Origin of the sequence: Nocardia salmonicida NBRC 13393, assembly GCF_001613085.1 — a bacterium.
Taxonomy (GTDB): Bacteria; Actinomycetota; Actinomycetes; order Mycobacteriales; family Mycobacteriaceae; genus Nocardia; species Nocardia salmonicida.
The window spans coordinates 25,006-48,183 of sequence record NZ_BDBR01000062.1 but is presented as its reverse complement, the minus strand read 5'-3'; the positions used below and the strand labels follow the sequence as shown (position 1 = coordinate 48,183).

20 protein-coding genes are annotated in these 23,178 nt (G+C 63.7%); 12 read left to right on the top strand and 8 right to left on the bottom strand.

The window, feature by feature from the left end:
* From sucB to ppnP, 6 genes are all read left to right on the top strand, one after another.
* Positions 1-1,435: 2-oxoglutarate dehydrogenase, E2 component, dihydrolipoamide succinyltransferase (gene sucB, locus NS1_RS36440; RefSeq protein ID WP_062991999.1), on the top strand; the 1,435-nt coding region annotated here is incomplete at its 5' end.
* Positions 1,436-1,447: 12 nt separating this feature from the next.
* The gene (locus NS1_RS36435) at positions 1,448-2,341 is read left to right on the top strand and encodes a TIGR01777 family oxidoreductase (protein WP_062991987.1); all 894 of its coding nucleotides are present in this window, start codon (positions 1,448-1,450) and stop codon (positions 2,339-2,341) included.
* 8 nt (positions 2,342-2,349) lie between these two features.
* Positions 2,350-2,853: a GNAT family N-acetyltransferase gene (locus NS1_RS36430; RefSeq protein WP_062991985.1), complete on the top strand. Its 504-nt coding sequence runs from the start codon at positions 2,350-2,352 to the stop codon at positions 2,851-2,853.
* A gap of 44 nt (positions 2,854-2,897) precedes the next feature.
* Positions 2,898-3,647, top strand: a complete 750-nt coding sequence (gene lipB, locus NS1_RS36425) for a lipoyl(octanoyl) transferase LipB (RefSeq protein ID WP_062991983.1) — start codon at positions 2,898-2,900, stop codon at positions 3,645-3,647.
* Positions 3,644-4,666, top strand: a complete 1,023-nt coding sequence (gene lipA / locus NS1_RS36420) for a lipoyl synthase (protein ID WP_062991981.1) — start codon at positions 3,644-3,646, stop codon at positions 4,664-4,666. The genes lipB and lipA overlap by 4 nt, the downstream gene beginning before the upstream one ends.
* 38 nt (positions 4,667-4,704) lie before the next feature.
* Positions 4,705-5,016, top strand: coding sequence for a pyrimidine/purine nucleoside phosphorylase (gene ppnP / locus NS1_RS36415; RefSeq protein ID WP_062991979.1), 312 nt, complete (start codon positions 4,705-4,707; stop codon positions 5,014-5,016).
* A 48-nt stretch (positions 5,017-5,064) separates the two neighbouring features.
* On the opposite strand, the gene NS1_RS36410 is transcribed toward ppnP, so the two are convergent.
* The 3 genes from NS1_RS36410 to NS1_RS36400 all read right to left on the bottom strand — a co-directional run bounded on the left by NS1_RS36410 (position 5,065) and on the right by NS1_RS36400 (position 7,212).
* Positions 5,065-5,598: a hypothetical protein gene (locus NS1_RS36410; RefSeq protein WP_062991977.1), complete on the bottom strand. Its 534-nt coding sequence runs from the start codon at positions 5,596-5,598 to the stop codon at positions 5,065-5,067.
* Positions 5,599-5,678: 80 nt separating this feature from the next.
* Positions 5,679-6,419: a glucose 1-dehydrogenase gene (locus tag NS1_RS36405; protein WP_062991974.1), complete on the bottom strand. Its 741-nt coding sequence runs from the start codon at positions 6,417-6,419 to the stop codon at positions 5,679-5,681.
* A gap of 151 nt (positions 6,420-6,570) precedes the next feature.
* Complete coding sequence (locus NS1_RS36400) at positions 6,571-7,212, bottom strand: VldE C-terminal domain-containing protein (RefSeq protein ID WP_255284826.1); 642 nt, start codon at positions 7,210-7,212, stop codon at positions 6,571-6,573.
* 466 nt (positions 7,213-7,678) lie between these two features.
* Here NS1_RS36400 and NS1_RS36395 point away from each other — a divergent pair, with 466 nt between their 5' ends.
* Positions 7,679-9,097, top strand: a complete 1,419-nt coding sequence (locus NS1_RS36395) for a WGR domain-containing protein (protein WP_062991972.1) — start codon at positions 7,679-7,681, stop codon at positions 9,095-9,097.
* Between the two features lie 187 nt (positions 9,098-9,284).
* Here NS1_RS36395 and NS1_RS36390 read toward each other — a convergent pair whose 3' ends face one another.
* Positions 9,285-10,004, bottom strand: a complete 720-nt coding sequence (locus tag NS1_RS36390) for a TetR/AcrR family transcriptional regulator (RefSeq protein WP_084504775.1) — start codon at positions 10,002-10,004, stop codon at positions 9,285-9,287.
* 103 nt (positions 10,005-10,107) lie between these two features.
* Here NS1_RS36390 and NS1_RS36385 point away from each other — a divergent pair, with 103 nt between their 5' ends.
* The 5 genes from NS1_RS36385 (at position 10,108) to NS1_RS36370 (ending at position 13,852) form a co-directional block, all read left to right on the top strand.
* Positions 10,108-10,323: a hypothetical protein gene (locus NS1_RS36385; protein WP_062991970.1), complete on the top strand. Its 216-nt coding sequence runs from the start codon at positions 10,108-10,110 to the stop codon at positions 10,321-10,323.
* Positions 10,320-11,831, top strand: a complete 1,512-nt coding sequence (locus NS1_RS36380; protein ID WP_062991968.1) for a hypothetical protein — start codon at positions 10,320-10,322, stop codon at positions 11,829-11,831. Before NS1_RS36385 ends, NS1_RS36380 begins: the two co-directional genes overlap by 4 nt.
* Before the next feature lie 220 nt (positions 11,832-12,051).
* Positions 12,052-12,660, top strand: coding sequence for a hypothetical protein (locus NS1_RS40605; protein ID WP_157125595.1), 609 nt, complete (start codon positions 12,052-12,054; stop codon positions 12,658-12,660).
* Positions 12,661-12,743: 83 nt separating this feature from the next.
* Positions 12,744-12,911 (top strand): hypothetical protein, encoded by a 168-nt coding sequence (locus tag NS1_RS36375; RefSeq protein ID WP_157125594.1) that lies wholly within the window; start codon positions 12,744-12,746, stop codon positions 12,909-12,911.
* Positions 12,908-13,852 (top strand): GIY-YIG nuclease family protein, encoded by a 945-nt coding sequence (locus tag NS1_RS36370; RefSeq protein ID WP_062991964.1) that lies wholly within the window; start codon positions 12,908-12,910, stop codon positions 13,850-13,852. The genes NS1_RS36375 and NS1_RS36370 overlap by 4 nt, the downstream gene beginning before the upstream one ends.
* Positions 13,853-14,683: 831 nt before the next feature.
* Here the strand turns inward: NS1_RS36370 and brxL are convergent.
* The 4 genes from brxL to pglX are packed head-to-tail and all read right to left on the bottom strand — an operon-like array spanning position 14,684 to position 23,170.
* The gene (brxL, locus tag NS1_RS36365) at positions 14,684-16,810 is read right to left on the bottom strand and encodes a BREX system Lon protease-like protein BrxL (protein WP_084504776.1); all 2,127 of its coding nucleotides are present in this window, start codon (positions 16,808-16,810) and stop codon (positions 14,684-14,686) included.
* Positions 16,811-16,820: 10 nt separating this feature from the next.
* Positions 16,821-19,322 carry a BREX-1 system phosphatase PglZ type A gene (gene pglZ, locus NS1_RS36360; RefSeq protein WP_062991962.1) on the bottom strand — a complete coding sequence of 834 codons (2,502 nt, stop codon included), beginning with the start codon at positions 19,320-19,322 and terminating at the stop codon, positions 16,821-16,823.
* Entirely contained in the window at positions 19,322-19,618 is a 297-nt protein-coding gene (locus NS1_RS36355) for a DUF1016 family protein (protein ID WP_062991960.1), read from the bottom strand. Before NS1_RS36355 ends, pglZ begins: the two co-directional genes overlap by 1 nt.
* 57 nt (positions 19,619-19,675) lie before the next feature.
* Entirely contained in the window at positions 19,676-23,170 is a 3,495-nt protein-coding gene (pglX, locus tag NS1_RS36350) for a BREX-1 system adenine-specific DNA-methyltransferase PglX (protein WP_062991958.1), read from the bottom strand.
* Positions 23,171-23,178: the final 8 nt, after the last annotated feature.

The window sequence follows — 23,178 nt, the reverse complement described above, 5'->3', positions numbered from 1 at the left end:
CGCGCAGGCCCCCGTCGCCGAGGCTCCGGCCCCGGCTGCCGCGTCCGCCGGATCCGGTACGCCCGTGAAGATGCCCGAACTGGGCGAGTCGGTCACCGAGGGCACCGTGACCCGCTGGCTCAAGGCCGTGGGTGACACCGTCGCCGTCGACGAGCCGCTGCTCGAGGTGTCCACCGACAAGGTCGACACCGAGATCCCTTCGCCGGTCGCGGGCACGCTGCTCGAGATCACGGCGCAGGAGGACGACGTCGTCGATGTGGGTGGTCAGTTGGGTGTGATCGGTAGTGGTCAGCCCGCGGCCGCCGCTCCTGCCCCCGAGCCCGCTCCCGCTCCCGCTCCCGAGCCCGAACCGGCTCCCGAGCCCAAGGCAGCACCGGCTCCCGAGCCCGCCGCCGCGGCGCCCGCGCCGAAGCCGGCTCCCGCTCCGGCTCCCAAGCCCGCTCCGGCTGCCAAGCCCGCGTCCGCTCCTGCCCCGGCTTCGGCCAACGGCAGCACCCCGTACGTGACGCCGCTGGTCCGCAAGCTGGCCGACGAGAACAACGTCGACCTGTCGAGCATCACCGGTTCCGGTGTCGGCGGCCGCATCCGCAAGCAGGATGTACTCGCCGCCGCCGAGGCCAAGAAGGCGCCCGCCGAGGCACCGGCTCCGGCCGCTGCCCCCGCGGCACCCGCGGCCCCGGCCAAGCAGTCCGCCGCCCCGAAGCTGGCCGCCCTCGTCGGCACCACGCAGAAGGCGAGCCGGATCCGTCAGATCACCGCGACCAAGACGCTCGAATCGCTGCAGAGCACCGCGCAGCTGACCCAGGTCCACGAGGCCGACGTCACCAAGATCGCGCATCTGCGTCAGCTCGCGAAGGCTTCGTTCAAGGCACGGGAGGGCGTCAACCTGACGTACCTGCCGTTCTTCGCGAAGGCCGTCGTCGAGGCGCTCGGTGTGCACCCGAACGTGAACGCGTCCTACAACCAGGACACCAAGGAGATCACCTACCACGCGTCGGTGCACCTGGGGATCGCGGTCGACACCGAGCAGGGTCTGCTCTCGCCGGTCATCCACAACGCCAGCGACCTGTCGCTGGCCGGTCTGGCCCGTGCGATCGCCGACATCGCCAACCGCGCGCGCACCGGTGGGCTCAAGCCCGACGAGCTGTCCGGTGGCACCTTCACCATCACCAATATCGGTAGCGAGGGCGCGCTCTTCGACACCCCGATTCTGCTCCCGCCGCAGGCGGGCATGCTCGGCACCGGCGCGATCGTGAAGCGCCCGGTAGTGGTGACCGACGAGGCCGGTGGCGAGTCCATCGGCGTGCGCTCGATGGTGTACCTGCCGCTCACCTACGATCACCGTCTCATCGACGGTGCCGACGCGGGCCGGTTCGTCTCCACCATCAAGCACCGCTTGGAAGATTCGGCGTTCGAGGCCGATCTCGGCCTGTAGCCGAGGAATTCGATGAAGGTGGTCATCGCCGGTTCCTCCGGCCTGATCGGGACGGCGCTCGTCGCGGCACTACGCCGCGACGGGCACCAGGTCTCCCGCTTGGTGCGCCGTACTGCGGCCGCACCGGACGAATTCGCGTGGGATCCCGCGCGCGCCCAGCTCGACGAGCGGGCGTTGCGCGGGGCCGACGCGGTCGTGAACCTGTGCGGTGTTGGCATCGGTGATCGCCGCTGGAACGGCACCTACAAGCAGTTGCTTCGGGACAGCCGCATCACCCCCACCGATGTGCTGGCCACCGCGGTCGCCGCCGTCGGCGTGCCGACATTGATCAACGCCAGCGGCGCGCACTACTACGGCGGCGAGACCGGTGACGCCGTCGTCGACGAGACATCACCCGCCGGAACGGATTTCCTGGCCGTGCTGTGCCGGGACTGGGAAGCCGCCACCGAACCGGCGGCCGAAGCGGGTGTCCGCACCGTGCTGATCCGCAGCGCCGTGGTGCTCGCCCGCAACGGCGGCCTGCTCAGCAAGCTGCAACCGCTGTACTTCGTCGGCCTGGGCGGACGACTCGGCAGCGGCCGCCAATACTTCCCGTGGATCTCCCTCGACGACGAGGTCGGCGCCATCGTCTTCGCGCTCACCCACCCCGAGATCTCCGGCCCGATCAACGCCACGGGCCCCGCCCCCGTCACCAACGCGGAATTCAACCGCGCCCTCGGCCGCGCACTGCACCGGCCGACCCCGTTCATCGTCCCCGGTTTCGCCGTGCAAGCCCTGGTCGGCGAGCTGGCCGACTCGATCCTGCACGGCCCACGCGCCATCCCCTCGGTGCTGGAGGAGGCCGGGTACACCTACCAGCACCCGACCCTCGGCGCCGCCCTGTCCGCCGCCGTCGGCAGACAGTGAGCCCCTCGATGCTGATCCGCGACGCCGACAAGGCCGATCTCCCCGCCGTGCTGGCCATCCACAACACCAACATCGCCGAGTCGACCGCGATCTGGGACACCGACGAAGTCGACCTGGACGACCGCCTCACCTGGTTCGCCACCCGCACCGCCGCCGCCATGCCGATCCTCGTCGCCGAGATCGACGGCGAGGTCGCCGGCTACGCCTCCTACGGCCAGTGGCGCCCCAAATCCGGCTACCGCTTCACCGTCGAGAACTCCGTCTACGTGGACAACCACTTCCAGCGCCGCGGTGTAGCCACCACCCTGCTCACCGAATTGATCGCGCGCGCAACAGATTCCGGCCGCGTCCACGCCATGATCGCCGCGATCGAGTCGAGCAACAGCGCGTCGATCGTCCTGCACGAACGCTTCGGCTTCCACACCGTCGGCGAACTCCCCGAGGTAGGCCACAAATTCGGCCGCTGGATGGACCTGACCCTGATGCAGCGCAACTTCCCGATCGAACCCTGACACCCTCTTTGGCCTCCCCGGTCCCCCGGCGTAACGTCAGAACGGTGAACGACACGCGCCCCACCGCGTCCGCTCGATTCGATTCGACCCCGATCGTGGTCGAGGATCTCGGACTCATCGACTATCACGCCGCCTGGGAGCTGCAACGGCAGACCGCCGATCAGCGCGCCGCAGGCGAAGGAGCCGATCGGCTGTTCGTGCTCGAGCACCCGTCGGTCTACACCGCGGGCCGCCGCACCGAGGCCGAGGATCTGCCGATCGACGGCAGCCCGGTGGTGCAGGTCGACCGCGGCGGCAAGATCACCTGGCACGGACCCGGCCAGCTGGTCGGCTACCCGATCATCCGCCTCGCCGAGCCCGTCGACGTCGTCCACTACGTCCGGCGCCTGGAAGAGGCCCTGATCCAGGTCGTCACCGGGCTGGGGATCACCTGCGGCCGCATCGACGGCCGCTCCGGCGTGTGGCTGCCCGCTACCGAACTGCTCGCCGAGCGCAAGATCGCCGCGATCGGGGTGCGCGTGCAGCGCGGCGTCGCCCTGCACGGCATCTCCCTGAACTGCAATTCCGCCCTCGACGGCTTCCAGGCGATAGTGCCCTGCGGCATCAAGGACGCCGGCGTCACCACCCTGACCCGCGAACTCGGCCGCGAAGTCACCGTCGCCGAGCTCAAGCCTCTCGTCGCCGCCGCGATTGTTGCCGCGCTCGACGGCGAAATTCCCGTCTCGCCGCATGACATTGATCGCACCACCGCACCGGCGAACGCGCAGGCCCCGAGCGTAGAGTCGGTCCGGTGAGTTCCGTAGACGCCTCTGCCCCCGCCGGACGCAAGCTGCTGCGCATCGAAGCGCGCAATGCGGAGACCCCGATCGAGCGCAAACCCAAGTGGATTCGCACCCGCGCCACCATGGGCCCCGAGTACACCGAGCTCAAGAGCCTGGTGAAATCCGAGGGCCTGCACACGGTGTGCGAAGAAGCGGGCTGCCCCAACATCTTCGAGTGCTGGGAAGACCGCGAGGCCACCTTCCTCATCGGCGGTGAACAGTGCACCCGCCGCTGCGATTTCTGCCAGATCGACACCGGCAAGCCCGCCGCCCTCGACCGCGACGAGCCCCGCCGCGTCGCCGAGAGCGTCCAGTCGATGGGCCTGCGCTACTCCACGATCACCGGCGTCGCCCGCGACGACCTCGACGACGGCGGCGCCTGGCTCTACGCCGAGACCGTGCGCGCCATCAAGGCGAGCAACCCGGCTACCGGCGTCGAACTGCTCATCCCCGACTTCAACGCCGACCCCGCCCAGCTCGCCGAGGTCTTCTCCTCGCGCCCCGAGGTCCTCGCGCACAACCTGGAAACGGTGCCGCGCATCTTCAAGCGCATCCGCCCCGCCTTCCGCTACGAGCGCTCCCTCGCCGTGCTCACCGCCGCCCGCGAGGCAGGCCTGGTCACCAAGTCCAACCTCATCCTCGGCATGGGCGAAACCCCCGACGAGGTCACCGAGGCGATGCGCGACCTCCACGAAGCCGGCTGCGACATCCTCACCATCACCCAGTACCTGCGCCCCAGCCCCCGTCACCACCCGGTCGACCGCTGGGTGAAGCCGGAGGAATTCGTCGAGCATTCCCGGTTCGCCGAAGAACTCGGCTTCGCCGGCGTCATGGCAGGCCCCCTGGTCCGCTCCTCCTACCGGGCAGGCCGCCTCTACGCCCAGGCGATGACCCACCATGGCCGCGAGATCCCCGAAGCCATGGCCCACCTCGCCAAGGAAGGCACCGCCTCCCAGGAAGCCAGCTCGGTCCTGGCCCGCTTCGGCAGCTGACTTAGACTAAGGGTCCCCTCACCCCCTCGGAAGGACCCATGTCGAAGTTCGAGAACGTCTCCGTCAGCAAGAAGGCCAACGTCTACTTCGACGGCAAATGCGTCAGCTACAGCCTCGAGTTGCCCGATGGCGCCTCGGTGTCGGTCGGCGTGATCCAGCCGTCGTCGCTCACCTTCTCCACCAACGCTCCGGAGGTCATGGAGCTGGTCGCGGGTGAGGCCAACGTGACGTTGGCCGGTACGACCGAGGCCATCACCTACCGTGCGGGCGAGTCGTTCAAGGTCCCCGGCGACAGCTCGTTCGACATCGACGTCGTCGACACCATGCACTACATCTGCTACTACGGCTGACAAACCCGGCGCCGGGGCGACCATCTCGGTCGCCCCGGATCGCCGGATCTACTTCACAAGGAACTCGTCCTTGTACAGCCGGTTGGGCCGCGGGGCGGTAGCCTCGCTCAATTCCACCTGAAAGTCACTCTCGCGCTTGGTCCTCGGTCGGTAACTGCCACCGAAGGTGACCATCACCGACCCGCCGACACCGGTCGTTCCGCGAGCCGACGTCGTTTCCCGGCCGGCGTTGAACACCGTCGCCACATCGCGTCCGTCGTTGCCGACAGCGATTTTGCCGTCATGGAAGAACTGCACGAAGGTCCCGTTGTCCGCGCCGACGGTGGCAGCCACTGTGTGCCCCTTCTCGGGGTCGAGCTCGAACTCCGCATCACACTGCTGACGCCGATCCACGGGACCGGGCTCACCGAGCGTGCGCCCGATGCCGAGCAGCACAGTCTCGCCGAGGGCGTTGTGCCGCTCGCGACCTTCTTCGGTCCACAGGTGGGTGGTCGACCAAACCTTTACGCGCCCGTCATCGAAAAGCGACACCCGGTCGTCGGTGCCGTTGCTGATCAGATATTTCGCACTGTTGGGGGCCATACTCCCCATCTTCCTCGCTTTTACGGATCGAGATCACCCGTTCGGATGAGTCGATCGCCCAAACCGCGCTGCACGCCAGGTCAGAAGCTTTTGTGCGGTACACCGACGGTAAGACCACCGTCCACCACGAACTCCGCGCCGGTCGAATACGAGGACTCGTCGGACGCCAGATACGCCACCAGCGCCGACACCTCATCCGGCTCGGCCGCCCGCGCGAGCGGAATCTGCAGGAAGTCCGCGGGAATCCCCTCGGTCATCGGCGTGGAAATCAGTCCCGGATGCACCGAATTCACCCGAATCCCCTGCGGCGCGAGCTCGAGTGCCGCCGACTTGGTGAGCCCACGCACCGCGAATTTCGTCGCCGTGTATCCGTGCAGACCCGGACTACCCCGCATCCCCTCCACCGAGGAGATGTTCACAATCGACCCGCCACCAGCGGCTTTCATCGCCGGAACGGCCGCCTGCATCCCGAGAAACGTCCCGGTCAGATTGATATCGATAATCCGCTGCCACTCGTCCAACGCGAAGTCCACCAACAGATTCCCATTGACGATCCCCGCGTTGTTCACCAGCACATGCAGCCCACCGAACTCCTCGACCGCCGCCGCCACAGCCCCCGCCCACTGCTCCGGCTCACGAACATCGAGATGCCGATACACCACCGCATCCCCGAGTTCCTTTGCCACCGTGGCGCCTTCGTCATCGAGAACGTCACCGATCACCACCGACGCCCCCTCGGCGACGAACCGCCGAGCATGCGCCGCCCCCATCCCCCGAGCCCCACCACTGATCACCGCAACCTTGCCGGCCAACCGTCCCATGTCCGCATACTCCTTCGTCGAATCGAACCCCCTCACACCGTATGAGGTTCGTCCGCACGAATGGGCAGTATTGCTAGAACACGTTCTAATTCAACCCGGCGGACGGCGATACGCTCGCAGGAGCGCCGATCAAGCCGACCGCGAGCTGGAATCAGCAGGCGATGTTAGCCGCGCCTGACGACTGGAACGAAATATGCACATGGTCATAGTGATTCTGCGTCGGGCTGCCACGATCCTCCATGTAGGACCAGCCGTTACCGTCGTTGTAGCGCTGCTGCCAGATCACATAGGTGACACCGAAGCGCGCCTTGTTGGCCAGGACGAAATCCGCGATGGTGTTACCCAGGGCAAGGTTGCCCGTCATCACGTCGAGCGCTTGCCCCGCGCCGTGGTCACCGTCATAACGACCGTGTGCACCACCGATATCCGAGACCCCGAACATCTTCTGCAACAGGTGACCGACCTGCGCCACGTGCGGCAGAGTCCCGTTGAACTCCGTCCCGCACAGAACCTTGACCTTCAGCGCCGACAAGGCGGCCAGTTCGTCATCGGCCCTGACAATCGGCCCCGGTTGCGGCGCATCGTGCATCGGCGCTGCGGCGATCGGGTCGAGTTCGATGGCCGAAGTCGACAGCGGTTCGACCGAAGCCACTGCCTCGACCTCCGCCCCACCCGGCCGCATCACCATCATCAACATGCCGGGAATCGTTGCCGCGAGACTGCATACGGCCAGCGGCATGCGGCTCTTGGGAGCCGACGGTTTGCGATGCGAAGCAGTCACGATGTAGATCACCAGTCGTTGTCGAGAACAGGTCACTGTAAGATTACGAAACGGTCGCGGAAATGTCACGCCCAGACGCACACTACACAGTCGGACCAGCATCTATCACCCGAAGCGATCTCGCAATCCTTTCGCCGCGTGTCGTTATCAAGACGGCCTGTCGCGACGCCTGGCGCTTCAGCTGTCGCTCACGTCACCGGCTCGACCCGTCGACATAACAAGGATCGGGATCCTTCGCCTCCCACGAACCCATCGGTCATCGCCGCGATCCCACTATCCAGGCGGATTGTGCGCAGTCGGGGTCGAGCTGCCGACGCGCCCGATCAGCTTGTTCACCGCGCAGGCGGTCCAGTGCCGTCGGATCACATTCGGCTACCCTCCGTCGGCCGGATTCCCCACCGCTGACGAGCGCCGCGCCAATGTCGGTGCCCCTTGCTACTTTTCGTGCATTCGATCTCCACGAGCTCAGCGAGGACGCATGACCGCCGAAACCACCTATCTCGAACTGTCCGACGACGCGGGCTCCTCGCACAAGTTCTACGAGGTAGTCGTCACCGGAACGAACGTCAATATCCGCTACGGCCGCATCGGCGAGCAGGGTACGTCCAAAGCGAGCTCCTTCGCCACCGAGGACAAGGCGAATTCGGCCGCGCAGAAGAAGATCGGCGAAAAGATGCGCAAGGGCTACGCCCCCGCCGTCATGGGCGCGCGTGAACGCCGCACCGTCACCCGCCGCAGCATCACCAGCCAGCGCTCCACCGCCAAGTCGGCCCCCGTCCTGTGGCGCTTCGACTCCGGCGCCGCCGCCTTCGGCATCTTCGTCGACGAGCAGCGCTGCTGGGTCGGCAACGAGGACGGCGAGGTCTTCACCCTCTCCCCCGCCGGCGTCGTCACCAACAGCTACAGACTGCCCGACGCGGTCAAATGCATCGTCGCCGACGACTTCTGGATCTACGCGGGCTGCGACGACGGCCGCGTCTACGACCTGTCCGGCAAAGTCCCCCGCGCCGCCTACGACGTCTCCGCCGACGACGTCTACTGGCTCGACATCCACGACGGCATCCTCGCCGCCTCCGACTCCGCGGGCGGCCTGACCGTCATCGACCACGAAGAGGAATCCCTCTGGTCGGCCCGCAGCAAGGGCAACTCGGGCTGGATGGTCCGCGTCGACCCCACCGGCGTCTACCACGGCCACAGCGCCGGCGTCACCAAGTACCACCTGGAAACCGGTCGCTCCCAGTGGAATTCGTCCACCCGCGGCGCGGTCCTGTTCGGCTGGCAGGAATCCGACACCGTCTACGCGGGCACCTCCCACAACCAGGTCGAGGAGATCACCAAGCAGGGCACCACCACCCGCACCTACCAGTGCGACGCCGCCGTCTTCTCCTGCGCCGCCTCCCCCGACGGCCGCTACGTCTTCGCAGGCGACTCCCACTCCTCGGTCTACTGCTTCGACGCCACCGGCACCCGCCTGTGGAAACTCGCCACCGGCTGCGGCTCCGCCTACTCCATGCAGTACCACGACGAAAAGCTCTACCTGGTCACCACCTCCGGCGCCCTGGCCTGCCTAGACGTCAGCGAATCCGCCATCCGCGACGCCGACCAGGGCGTCCTGCCCACCACCCGCTCGGTGAAAGCCCCCGAATTCTCCGCCGTAGCCCCCAGCACCACCCTCGAACTCACCACCGACGTCGGCACCGGCGTCATCGTCGAATGCCTCCAACACGGCGATTCCCTCCGCGTCCACGTCATCTCCCCCGGCTACGACCCCGGCTGGAACGTCCAATTCCCCCGCGACATCCGCCTCGCCGGCGCCCGCTACGTCGTCGACGCCGTCTCCGAATCCGCCCGAGGCGGCTTCTACCGAGTCCGCGGCGACATCCGCCGCCTGGGCTGACACCCCCACCGCGACCCGACCCCGCCGCCATGCCGAGTCCGGCACCCATCGACTAGCTGACGACAACGGCCTGGACCCCGATCACCGAATCGGAACACCCGCACGAACGTCGCAGCCCCACCGCCAGCCACGAACGACTACCGTCCGCCAGTAACGAGATGGCGGCTGTGGCTGGCGGTGGGCTGCCTCAGACTTCGCCCGCATCGGGGTTCAACGCAGCCAGGGTGGCAAAGATCGGCACCCCCGGATCCGCCGTGATACCCCGCCCGCGCAGAAACGCATCGATCATCCCCCACACCAATTCATGCACCCTACTTACGAATTCACCGGAATCCGGCTCCCTGTCGCTCAACCACAGGTCTGTCAGCACGATCATCACACCGACGATCGCCCGCGCCAGATATTCGATCCCCTCGGCATCCAGAGGAATCGAATCCGCCACCGCCCGAGCCCTTTCCGCGAAGCGACCCGCCACCGCGCCGGCGAGGTCGTACTGACCCGTCACCCCCTCACGGTTCGCGCTCGTCTGCGTCAGGAACCGGAAAACGTTGGGGTGGGCAAGAATTCCGACGGCATAGTCGGTGAGCGCGCGATCGATGGCGGCGCTGGGCGGCTGCAACAGCAGGGTCAGGTCGGTTCCCGTCGCAGCGAACGCCGAGTCGGCGAATCGTGTACCGATGGCGGCGTAGAGGTCACCTTTGTCGGTGAACTGCCGATACAGCCGCGGCTTCGTCATCCCCGCCTCGACCGCGAAAGCATCCATACTCGGATAAGGCCCGTCCCGATCGAGCACCCGAATCGCCGCGTCGACGATGACATCCCGACTCACCGGCGGAGGTCGTCGGCTGGCACGGGTCACGGTCGAGAACGATACACGTACCGGCAGTACGATCGGGACTTTCCACATATCCCGGCCGAATGGCTCTTTACAGAAGGCACCCCGTACCGGCAGTATCGTTGCCCGTACCGGCAGTACGAACTTCCGGACATCGCATCGAAGGAGACGGTCCGTGTCGGATGCCCTGCGCCAACTCACCGCAACACTCGGCGCCCCACCACCACCGGACTTCGCCACCCTCACCCCCGACGAGCTGGCACTCCTCGACAACTACGTCCGCGCCGCCCTCGACCACCGCAAGGCCGCCCTCGACGACGCCCTCGACTCCGGCATGCGTCTCATCCCCCGCCTGGCCCGCCCCGCCGTGAAGAAGGTGCTCGGACTATGACCGCGACCCACCACACCACCGTCGAACTAGCCAAACTGGCCCGCGTCCTCGACCGCGACCCCGCCGACCTGGCCTTCCTCGCCACCCTCCCACCCGCGGCCCTCCGCGAATTCCGCGACCAGATCACCGATCTCACCGCCCGCCGCGAAGCCCGTCGCATGCAGCGAGTCGGCGCCGCCGCCAAACTGGTCCCCGCCCCCATCGCCGCCAAGATCACCGAAGCCGCCTTCGGCCCTGTTCTCGCCGCCGCGCTCGCCGGCTCCGTCGACCCAGCCCGCGCCGTAGCCATCGCCAGCGCCCTCTCCCCCAGTTTCCTGGCCGACGGCACCCTCACCCTCGACCCCCGCCGAGCAGTCGAACTGATCGCCCAGGTCCCCGGCCCGATGGCAGCAGCCGTCGCCAGCGAATTGATCAGCCGCGGCGACTATCTGACAATGGGCAACCTCGCAGGCTCGGTCCCCGACTCAGTCCTGCGCGCAGCCCTCCCCCACGCCTCCAACCTCGACATCCTCCAGGTCGGCTACTACCTCGAGGAAACCTCAGCCGCCGACCGCCTCCTCACCATCGTCACCGACCGAGTCCCCGGCGTCATCCGCGCAACCCACGACGCCGACGAATGGCCCAAAGCAATCACCCTGCTAGCCCTCCTAGGCCCCACCGAACGCTCCAAACTCGCCAACGTCGTAGCCGCCCAAGACGACGAAGTCATCGACGGCCTACTCGCCGCAGTAGAAGAAGTAGACGCCTGGGACACCCTCCTCCCCGTAGCAGCAGGCATGGCCCCGCACCCCCTACAACGCCTGGCCCAACGCCCAGCCATGCAAAACCCCACCCTCCTCACCAAAATCGCCAACCTAGCCCTAACCCAAAACCTCTGGCTCTCCCTACTCCCCCTAGCCACCCACCTCTCCCCCACCCAACTCCACACCGTCGCCGCCCGAGTAGCCACCGAACCCGACGACTGCCTGACCACCCTCATAGAACAAGCCCACACCGAAAACCACTGGCCCACCCTCCTGCCAGTAGCCCTCGCCCTCTCCACCCCAGACCGCAAACGCCTGGCCTCCCTCCCAGTGATGCACCGCCCCGCCTACCTCACCGCCGCCATAGAAGCCACCGCCACCCACAACCTCTGGCCCGAAGCCCTCCCCCTCCTCAACGACCTCCCCACCACCACCCACGACACCCTCGCCACCACAATCAACGCCCTCACCGACAACGAATTCCTAGCCGCAGTCCAAGCGGCCCCAGCAGCCGATTGCAGCGCAACCCTGATACAAATCCTTCTCCGCCAGGACTTCTCTGCTCGATCCCGTTCGATCACCCTCATTAACGAAGCCGACAACCTGGAAATCCTTGTCGGCACGATCACCACGCAAGATCCCGCCATCTGGCTAGGTCTGTCTGACATCCGCACAGAATTCACCGAACAACTCCGCAACCTGCTCGCCGCACAAGCAACTCGATGCGGTCAACCAGAACTCGCGGACAATCTGACGGCCAGCTGATCGGCCGGGGACCTATCAAGCATCCTCGCGGCGGTGTCAGTCGTGACGGACGCTCGCACGGGACATACATTGCGGGATAGTCTGCATTCCGCAGCCAAGCAGGCCAGATATCTACGGCCTTACCCCGAAAGTCTCGCTGCACAGAGATTGCGCGAAAGCCTGGTCTTCGCGGTCGCGTAAACGGGGGTTGTCGGCGAGGAAAAGGAGTCGGATAGGGGACGTGCTCGCTTGGGCCCAACAGCCCGGACCTACGCAGACGCGGGTCCTCGGCAAGACGACATCCGGCCTGAGCGGTGATCGTCATGGTGAGTTAGTTCTTCCGGACAGAGATGCGAGCACCGTCCTCGCTGTTTACGAAATCCTGGTGGTAGTTGCCAAGCGCCGGATCCAGTTCGAAGTCTCACCAGACGAGGCCGGCATGGGCGACGACTTCGAAGCGATCGAACCGCCACCGTTGAGTGGATTCGGCCTGCCAGACCCGGATACCCTCGTCGGGATTGTCATGCGCTTCCAGATCGCACGGAAATTCCATGCCGTCTCTGACGCGCACGAACCACCGTTCTCGGTCAACGAGCGCCCCCGTGACATCGGCGATCTGCTTCTCATCCGAGACTCCGCGGCCGCCACCGGGAGGCCGACATTTTCGGAGATCCAAACAGCGGGAACGGCCGTGTTCGGCCCGCGCCCACGAAGCTCGCCGTCTCGGGCGCCCTCCTCGCTCGTGGCCGCCAACCATTACGACGTATCCGCGCTGGCTTGGCGACTTCGCGAAAGCTGCCATGTCCACGCGGGATCCAGCTCTCGCTCGATGACGCCGTTGCCGAGGTGAACGCGCGGTAAGACGCGATCCACACGGCAGGGACCAACTAGTCGGCAAGCGGGGCAGCTGACGCTAGGGATATGGTCCCCATCATGGAATTCGCCACCGCCACTGCGGAGTTCGATCGCACCAGCGCCGTCCCACGGGTCTCCAATGCCGAGGAAAAGCGCAAGCTAATCCACACCGAGTTCCCACTAACCGGCATGCTTCAGCAGTTCCTGGCCGGTCGCACTCGTCTACCTGTGGAGGCGGCCTCGTGAGTAGCGGCAAATCGGTCCGTCTGTTCCTGGCTGACGGCACGCCTGGTGGGCTACTCACGGCCGAGATCATGAACTGGACTGGTCACGTCGTGGCTGCTCCGCGTTCGGACCTCGCGGCGCTGTTGAAGCGCCCCGAGGCGACGCGCACTGGCATCTACATTCTGCTCGGCGATGATCCGAACAGTCTTGGCGGGCAGATGGCCTACATCGGCGAAGGCGACGACGTCAGCAAGCGTCTGTATCAGCACGCTCGCCCGGAAGACCGGAACGGCAAAGACTTCTGGGATCGAGCCATCGTGCTGACCAGTAAAGACACGAACCTGACGAAGGCGCACGCTCGATACCTGGAGAGTCGGTTCATCACGCTCGCCGTACAGGCCAATCGAGCTCGGCTCACCAACGGCACCGCGCCACCGCCGATCGTCTTGCCCGAGGCTGACGTGTCGGACATGGAGTACTTCATCGAGCAGGCCAAGATCGTGCTGCCAGTGCTCGGGGTGAATCTCTTTCGGTCGCCACGAGCGATTTCAGTGGGATCAAACCCCGAAACGGCCGAGCCCCGGACGGATTCGCCGCTGTTCGAGATGGCGGTTAAGAAGTTCGGCATCACCGCGACCGCGCAGGAGGTCGATGGCGAGTTCACAGTGATCGAAGGTTCCCGCGCGCGACTGGCTTGGGCCGGTGACGAGAGCCACAGCTATGTGGGGCTGCGGGAGAAGTTGGAGCACGATGGCACGCTCGTGCCCACGCCCGATGGCTCGGCTATGCGCTTCACTCGCAACCACGTGTTTGCTAGTCCAAGCGCAGCGGCAGCCATCGTCGCCGGCCGCGCCGCCAATGGCCGCAAGGACTGGCAGGTCAAGGGCACGCAGACAAGTTATGGGCAGTGGGAAACCGAAGGAGTTGAGGAGGCGATGAGACAAGGGGTGAGCAATGAGTGATGTGACAGATTGAACAGAAAGCCCAGAACCGCGTGGTCGCGTTGTTTCGCGACCAGTAGCCTCAAGATCTTGGCAATTGGAAGTACCGCGATAGCAACTCGAATGTCCAGACTGAGTTGCTGACGCAGTCACCCACCGCCGACGGCGACACCTGCTTGTCATCCACTCATCACCACATGAAGCTGGCGGCGAACAACCCTACAGACCGATTCGCGACCAGCGTCCGCAGTGTGTCAGGCCGCGCGGCTACGGATCAACTCGGCGAGGTCCCGCGTCTCCTGGAAGAGCGGGAGGCTGGCGATGCGTTGGCCATGAAGGGCAGCAACCTGTGCGGGGATCCACTCGAGCATCTGCTGCGCCGGCCACTCAGGCCAGTACCCATCCTCGCTATCAGGAACTCGTGACAGGTCGAACGGTTCCTTGAGTCTCGGAACGGGGACCTCGGCTCCCTCGGTCGACGATGTCTTGCCACCTTCGCGGAGGACGCGCCGCTCGGGCTTATGCCCAAGTACCGAATCCGGTCCACGAAGCTGCTAGCTCCTGTGTCTGTTCCCGGGTGATAAAAACCAGCCCGCCATTGCTGACCCGTACACCAGTACCCGTGCGCTCATCGCCGTCCCTTCGGGTTCAGGCGGCCGATCTCTTCGACCGCCGGTACATCACGTTGTCCACGAAGTGTCGTTGGAGCGTGACCGCCTCGCGCGAGTTGCTCCGAATGGGCTGCAGGAGTTCTCGAAACCTGAGTCACCACAACGCCCTGAGAGCTTGTCAAATCAGACGAGCATATGGCTGGATGCACAGGCCTGTCCGCTTCCGCTCTCGGAAACGAGATCAGCTGTCGTTTCGGATGTACGTCACGCCGAAGGCACGAACCTGACGGAACTCCTGGCGCGTACCACCGAAGTCAAACCAGCCCCCTTCTTGCTTCTGGAAAATGTCCAGACCACGGCCGAGATTGATGCGCCACCCGTTGTCGGTGCGGATCCAGCGGTCGTGACCGCCGGGGTCCTTGGCCACGTCCACCTTGATCCCCTGCTGGGCAGCGCCCTGAACGATTTGGTTGAGCATCTGCAACTGCTTCTTCTGATACTCAGGATCCTCTTCGAGCAGGGTAAATAGCTTGAACGACACCTCGTCAGCGGGATCCTTCGCCGAAGCGATCAACGCCAGCAACTCGACCAGGTTGCGGCCCTGGTGACTCATCCGGATGTACGGGTCGTGCAACTCGATCTGTGTCGCACCACGCAGGTACGGCATGAACAGGGTCTCGTAGGAGACTCCGCGCTGGTTCTCGACGAAGTCCCGCTGTCCTTGGAACAGCTCCTCCTTGACCGAAGCCGTGACAGCCGCGGCGTCCGGTGTAGCCAGCTCAGCCACTTCCTCATCGACGCTCCCGGTGCCCGGCCGACCACGGTGGTAGTGCCCCGGGTACTCGTCTTCCTCCAGCGTGGTGACGGCCGTCCATTCGCCCGCCGGACGCTGGTAGCCGAAGTTCACCGCGGTCATGGTGTGGTCAATGCGCAGGATCTGGTCCTTCACGCGCTTGCGTCCTTCGACCGCGAAGCGCAGGACCTCCTCGATCTCCTCGGCCGTGGCATGCTCGTGCGGGTAGATCAGCTTCATCAGTCCGGAGAAGGTCTTGTGGATGCTGTCGCGGTCGCGAGTCGAGATGTCTGAGCCAAGCGTGAAGTACTGCTGGTAGCGGTCGGAGTAGTCAAGGTCCCGCATCGACTTGAGCACCTCGGCGATGTAGTCGACGACGAATCCGTATCCCGTGGAGAACATGTCGCCGCGGATCGTGTCGAATTCCCAGCCCGGGATATAGAAGTGCAGGCGGTCGAGGTAGGCCGAGTCGTGGTAGCTCTCGGGCAGTTCATCGAACAGGTCGGAGTGCTTGAGCATGTACGGCACGGTGTGCGAGGTGTTGCCCACGAACACCATTGATGCCTCCGCGCCGAGAGTCTCGACACCACGGGAGAACGACTTGTTCGCCATGTAGTTCTTCATGATGTCGACGAGCGCCTTGTCGGTGCGCTTCTTCTTGCCCGCGAACTCGTCGAAGGCAACCACGTCCCAGTAGCCGACGAGCCCGAGGCGACCGTTGGCGTTGTTGACGAACAGCTTGGGCACGGTGATTTCGCCGCCGGAGATCAGCATGCCGTGGGGCGAGAACTCCGAGTAGATGTGCGACTTGCCGGTTCCTTTCGGTCCGAGCTCAACGAGGTTGTAGTTGCGCTCGACGAACGGGATCAGGCGGACGAGCTGGAGAAGCTTGGCACGACGGCCGAACATTTCCGGGTTGAAGCCGATCGACTGGATCAGCAGATCAATCCACTCATCCGTCGTGAACTTCGCACGCGCAGACAAGTAGTTCTGGTAGTCGAAGTTCGACATCTGGATCGGCTTCAAGCTGCCGAGGATCCACGGCACCGCACGGACGTCGTCGCTGTGGAAGTACTCGATGTCGCACAGGCACCACACACCACTGACCAGCAGCTTCTGATTGGCGTTCACGGTGCTCGGGTCGACGAGAACTCCACTGATGCCGAGGTTGGCGAAGGAGGCCTGGTAGACGTCGTCCTTCTCGTTGAGGGTGACACTCACCTTGTCGATGATCCGGAAGCGGCCCTTCTCCCGAATGCGCGACTTGACCAGTTCGGACTCGTTGCGGTGCACGTAGTGCTGCGCCAGGATGTCTCGCACCTTGTCGATGCCTGCCTGGATCGTGGCCTCATCGTCAGAGGCCGCGTACTGACCGAGCAAGTACTCCAACACGTACGAGGGCACGATCGCGTTGCCCTTGACCGCCTTGACCAGGTCCTTCCGGACCACGGCGCCGGCGAAGTGCTCGTTGATCGTGCGATCCAGATCGCTGGGCTGCCCTGTCGCTTGCGGTGCCTCGTCTTCCAGAACGCCCTCGATGGGCGCGGCCGGGGTCAGGTCGATGTTCTCGCTCATCATCGCTCCTTTAGAAGTCAAAGTCTGTTGTAAAGGAGCGTTTGATCGTGTACGGCACGCTCTTGTACTTCTTCCACTGGTCAGTGCCGTCGATCGGCTCCAACAGGCGGAATTCCACACTCTGGTTGTTAGCGTCGTCCGCGTCCTTGCTCAGCAGGAGCCGAACGCTCTGGAACCGGTCACGCCCCTGGTCGCTCTCCGAATCGAACATCATCTCCTGTTCGTTCGAGATCAGCTGATCCCCGAAGTAGAGCCCGGCACGCAACCGTCGTGCAGGACGCTGCGGTTCGACCTTCATCGACTGGTAGAGCTTGACGACAACCTGACCCGTTGTGATCTTGTCCGACTCTGGGTGGATGTCGACGTTGAGCGGCTCGACCGTGTTCGAGCGTCTCTTGTTGATCGAGACGACCGGCACCACGATCTCCTGGAGCGATGCTCCCCCGTGCACGAACTGGAACCCGGCACCTGGCTTGACGATCCGGTGGATCGAATTCGGAATCTGCACCTCGAGATCGCCGGCCAGCCCCAGCTGCTCCGGTTGAAAGATCCGAAGCCCGGAGTCCTTCTTCAGACCACGGCCGAGCACGTAACGGCGCTTCTCCGCCACGATCTGATCACCTTGCGGCTTGACCGTGAGGTTGAACTGCGGTGCCAGTTTGGAGCGCTGATAGAGGAACCCGTGGTCCGCGGTGACAAAGATGTTCGTGGCGTTTGCGTTGGCGAGCTTCTTCACGATATCGACCAGTTGATCGAGTGCTTCTGCTACTGCCGAAAAGGTGCGGTGCTCCGACTTCGCGCTGTCTCCCGTGGCGTCGATCGTGTCGTGGTAGATGTAGAGCACCTGGTGGGATGAATACAGTTCTCGCCGCTCGGCAAGTTTCATCTCCACGAAGTCCTTCGCCTGTACAACCACGCCGCCCACCGCGTTGAGGATCTTATTGCGGTTCGCAGAACCATCGGACTTCACACCGTCGACCAGAACCGGATCACCAGTCGGCGAATGAGCCAGCATCTTGTGCGGTAAGAGCGCCGCCATGCCCAGCTGTGTGTAGCTGGGCAGCACGCCCAGTAGTGCCTCGATCTTGGCCTCGTACCTGTTCTCACCACGGATCTTCGAGGTCAGCTCCTCAGCAACCTCGAAGCGCATCGCATCAGAGATCACGACGACAGCCTTTTTGTGACCGCCCTTGGTGAGCTTCGCGACATATTGCTCGTAGAACGAAGACTGAGAGGTCACCGCAGGCGTACACCACTGCTCGATCGCATCGACCTGCTGCTGCCAGCTCATGCCGAGCGGGGCGAGGAAGTTCGTGACGTAGGCAGCCTCGACCTGGTCCGCCAGCTCGTCGAGCGGCTGCTTGAACTCGGCCGTCAGGTAAGCGTGCGTGAACTGGCGGTAGAGCTGATCGATACGGAACAGCTCGTCGCGGTAACGCGTAATCCCCTCGTCGAAGCTGGTGAAATCCACTCGGCAGGTGCGAATCGCGGGGAAAAGCTCAGCGGCGGCCGCTAGTGCCTCGTAGAGGGTGGCGTAGTCCTCGAACCAGAAGCTGTCGCGACGGCGTGTGCTGATGGCGTCGAGGACATCGCGTTGCGGCATCGTCTGGTTGACGATCCCATCGACCAGACGTCGGATAGTCTCCCGTTCAGCGGCTTCGAAAATGTCGGCGTCAGTCAGTACATCCCACGGGATCTCTGCGACTTGCTCCTGGTATCCGAGATCATTCTCGGTCTTGCGGGCGAGCTCCTTGATCGCGCGAGCGCTACGTTTGGAGTCGCGGAAGCTACGGAAGTCGATCGCGAGGTTACGGGCGCCGTTAGACGCGGTGACGTCGAAGCCATCGTGAGCCCGCCGGAACATCCACAGAATGAAGCCGGGCACTGTCGGCGACTCGGAACGGTACCCATAGATGTGCTTTGCGCCACACCAGTGAAAGTCGGCAAGCCCGTACTCGGACACGGCGTCGAAACCGGCCGAGCTACCGTCCGACTGCTGGACCAGCAGCGTACGCGTGAGCTCGGAGAAGCTGTGTTCCTTCTGACCGATCGCGACAGCGCACATCTTTGCCCGGACCGTCACAAGGTCATCGCTTGGCGCGAGCAGCGCCTTCAACTTGTCGACAAACGTGGCATTCGCGAAGAATGAGGCGTGCTCGGCGATGAGCGCGTCAGCGCCAGGCAGGGTCAGCCCCAGGCCAGCACATATGAGCGCGTCACGATCTGCCGTGAACGCCGGACCGTAGGCCAACTCGATATCGAGCAGCCAATTACTCACCCCTTCCGCGACGGCTCCGCAGCGGTAGAGCAGGAACTGAGTTATCGTGTCCTGGCGGAGCACACGATGCTTGGCGGCGAATTCGTTATCCTCGATACGCAGCACGGTGATGCCCTCCGGCACGTGGCTGTCGAGGTCAGCCGCGTAACCACCGTCGGGGTCGTGCCACACGACGATGCGTTGCTCGGCGAAGCGACCTGCCAGGTAGTCGGAGATCGTCGGCGTCTCGCTCATTAGTCGTCCTCATCGTCGCGGCCTGAGCCTAGTTCGGGGCGCGCAACCTGTTCCTGGGCTGCGCGGTAGATCTGCGCGATTCGCCGCTCCAGTTCCAGCTTTGGTCGTTGAGCTGTCCGGGCGCTGCAATGGCCGCAGCTCAAATGCTGCGACAACGTCGCTAAACTCTCCAGTGCGTCTCCGGTCCAGCGTTCCTGGAGCACCTCGGTGTCAATGAGATGACCGATCTCCCAGTTCACCTGGGTCAACGCCGCATTCGCCTGAGCAGCAACTGCCGTACGGTTCTGCTCGACCAACGCCGAGAGACCCGCCCGAACAGATCCGCCGCGCTGGTATCACCGACGCGTTCCAGGTCACCCATCGGATACCTCCAGACCCGTGATCTTCCGTACAGCCGGGTAGAACTTCGAGTAGTTCACCTTCACCCCGTCGTCGAGGTCGATCTCTACTCTCTGGATATCCAACTGGTAGAGGACGTCGTGCTCGTAGTCACGGAGTTCGGCGAGGATCGCGCGGAGGCGATCAGCTTCCTTCTGCTCTTTCGCCGATACGCCACCAGCAGCGGCTTCCTCAGCGCGCTGGAACGCGACCTCGAGCTTGGCTCGGTATTCACGGAGGTACTCGTTCAGGACGGTCGAGACTGTTGACGGTGTGTAGCGGTGGAGGTAGACCAGCGCGTTGAATGATCCCTTGGGCGAGGAGAACATCCAGTAGATCGGGCGCTTTTTGTAACGCTGCACATGGTCGTCGTAGAACGTCGACTTCGCGACGCTCTTGCCGGACGGATTCGACGTCGCGATGAAATAGTCCCGAATCGCCTTCACACCCAGTGATTCCTCGACAAAACGCAGGTTCTCCTCGAAGTGCTCCGCACCGAAGGCGGTACGCATGAACTGACGGAAGCGCTCCACGATGTCGTCCTCGAACCAACCGTCGTCGACGAACGGGATGACGTTGTCGGCGTCGGGCTCGAACGTCGGCGACGACACCTTCGCGAGATAGTCCTGAAGCGTCGCACCCTGGTCGGCAAGGATCAGTCCTGGCTCGTCGAGACTGTAACGACCGAACATGCAACCAACGGCGTAGGAGATCAGCTCTGCTACGACGTCAGCACGTTCCAAAGCCTCGTACTCGGCGTCCGACTTACCGGGGCCGTATCGAAATTCAACATTGCGAGTGAGTGAAACGCGGTGGAGCGGAACATCGACCGATACCTCATCTGCTAATCCGTACGCCTCAGCGACGACGCGGTTGTTCTCCCTCTCTCGAGTCTGTTGCTCGCGAGAAGTCTGAGATTGGTCCGACGACCAAACCCCATAGCGTCGAGCAAGGGGGCCGCCGACAAGCGCGGAATTAAATAGCGAAGGACGTTGGAATTCCCACGATGTTTCGAAGTCATCCCAATCACTCCGTGAGGTATCAATCAGATCCTGAATCGACTCACTAGCGGCAGCTTTGATTGACTCGGAGTCTATGATCGGGACTGCCCCAATGTTGATAGGCTGAAAATTAAGTGTCGGCGAAATTGCTGCGAGAATAGCGTCTGCAGTTGTAGAATTTAGAATCAAGGCCGGAACAGATAGATCTCGGCCAGAAAATAGCGTGCAACCACCGTTATCGAACGCGGCACCCTCAGGCGTAAACCGCATCGACAGTCCCCCTGACGTTACTGTCCCCCAGGTCCAACCAGATCGTCCGAAGTAGCGGCTTCCACTGCGCGTTCGCATCTCGGTTCCAGCATGCCGCCAGTCCACCAAGAACTCACGGTAGCCATACCATTTACGAAATCCGCCACCCTTGTTGTAAGCGTTCCAAGTGCCATTCCGGAACTCAGTCAACGATGTCCCCCGCTGAGACACTTCCCACCACCCGCGCAGGAACCTCGCGTTGTCGCCAGTGTCCATTCCCTTCCGCGGTTCTGCGCTCAACCGCAATGGTTGTCCAGTCGTGAAGGTTGTACGCATAACATCAGAGAGCCAGTACGCAATCGGTGAGCCAGGAACCTTGGCGAAATCCTCGGATGATGCGGCAAACCGCCACTCGCAGTCAATTCTCTGCGCAGCATCAAGCAAAACTGTCCTTTTCGCGGCTTCGTTCTGCCCATTAACCGCCCGAACAAAATCTGCTAAGCGCGCGGTTTGCCGACCAGGTTCGAGTACGAAAGCAGTCGTAGACACGACGGCACCGGGGATCGAATCGAAAGCCCGTTCGCCAAGATGGACCATAGAAACTGGCGGGCTGGAGCGGACAATTCTCTGCCTTAGATCCTCATAGGATGAGATGAACATCCAAGACTGCATCGTGATCATGGCGGTAGCGCCGTGCTTTGCCGTCAGTGCCAGACATCGCTGAATGAACATCGCAAAGAGATCAGACTTCGATTCTTTGTACTCCGCCTTGGCGAACTCGGTAAGCCGAGTATCCATATTCTTACTGCCCATGTAGGGCGGGTTTGCCACCGCGATCGCGTACTCGCGACTGAGGACCGCAGCCTGCTCAATAACATTTCTAGCCACTTCGAGAGTTCGCCAATGGAAGATATCGCCGTCGTCGTCAAGCGCGGCCAATACGGCTTCCGAGCGCTGCGTCTCTTCGGCGGCCGGTTGGATTAGCGCACCGAGTCGGTCGGCGTCGCTGAACTGGTTCCAGAACGCCTCCTCCGCGTGACGGTCGCCATCCTTGGTCACCAGGAAGTCCAGTTCATCGGACCCGAACGAGATCGGTTCGATCACGCAGATCTTAGGCTTCACCTGCGAACGAGTGAAGAAGCGCCGGTCGCTGTCGCGTGCCTTCATGGTGAGGGCGAACGCTGCCAGAGATCCTGCGCGGGGGTCGATCTCGGTGCCGTAGAGATTATGAGCGAGGATCAGGCTCGGGATCTCCGACGGCGCGATACCGTCTTCTTCGTAGATTGCGTAGAGCAGGTCAAATGCGTAGGTGAGCATATGGCCCGACCCGCAGGCCGGGTCGATCACCGTCAGCTCTTCGGGGCCGTTGATCTTGAGGAAGTCGGCTTCCTCGTCTACCGGGGCGATGTAGTACTCCATCCGGTCGACGAGCCGCGAGGTCGGCCGGTTGAGCATCCAAAGTCGGCCGAGCGAGTTCTCAACCAAGTAGCGAACAATCCAGTGTGGTGTGAAGAGCTGGGTTGCCGCCGGGATCTCTTCGGCGCCGGCCTTTTTGTTCTTCTTGAAACCGGCGAAGACTTCGTCTTTCCGCTCGGAGATGTAGAACTGGTAGAGCCATCCGATAACCTCGACGTCCTTGCAGACGTCCTCCGTAAGCACTTCGCGGGCACACGACAGAATCGCGCCGTCGGCAAGTAGCCCTGAAGGTACGAGCAGTTCGGTGTAGTCGCCTTCACGCTCGAACATGAAGGGCATGGCCTTGTTCCAATGCCGACAGTACTCAGTCAAGAGCAGCGCGTAGGCCTCCCCCTCAGCGTCCGTGCTGCGACGGGTTCCGTCGAGAAGCCCCAGGATCGCGTCAGCCGTGCGACCGCTGGTGACTACATCGGTATCGAGGTGTCCCCGCTTGGCGTCGGCGAGGATCTCCGGCTGGCCGTGGTCGTGTCCTTGCACTGGTGAGACGATTCCGGCGCTCGTGTAGCCTCGGGCATCCATATAGCGCAGTGCGATGAGCCGGTTGAACCACGTGTATGCGACCTTGTCGATCACATGCTTTTGGCCGTGCTTGGCGATGTCCCTTTCGAGTCGCTTCACCGGCTCGCTGCGCTCGCTCCGTGCGACCGAACCAGCAGCGAGCACCGCCGAAGCCTGAGCCTCAACCGCGGTTAGCAGTTCTCGGCGGGCTTGGGTGGCAAACCGCTCCAGGGACTTGGTATCCATGTGTGCTT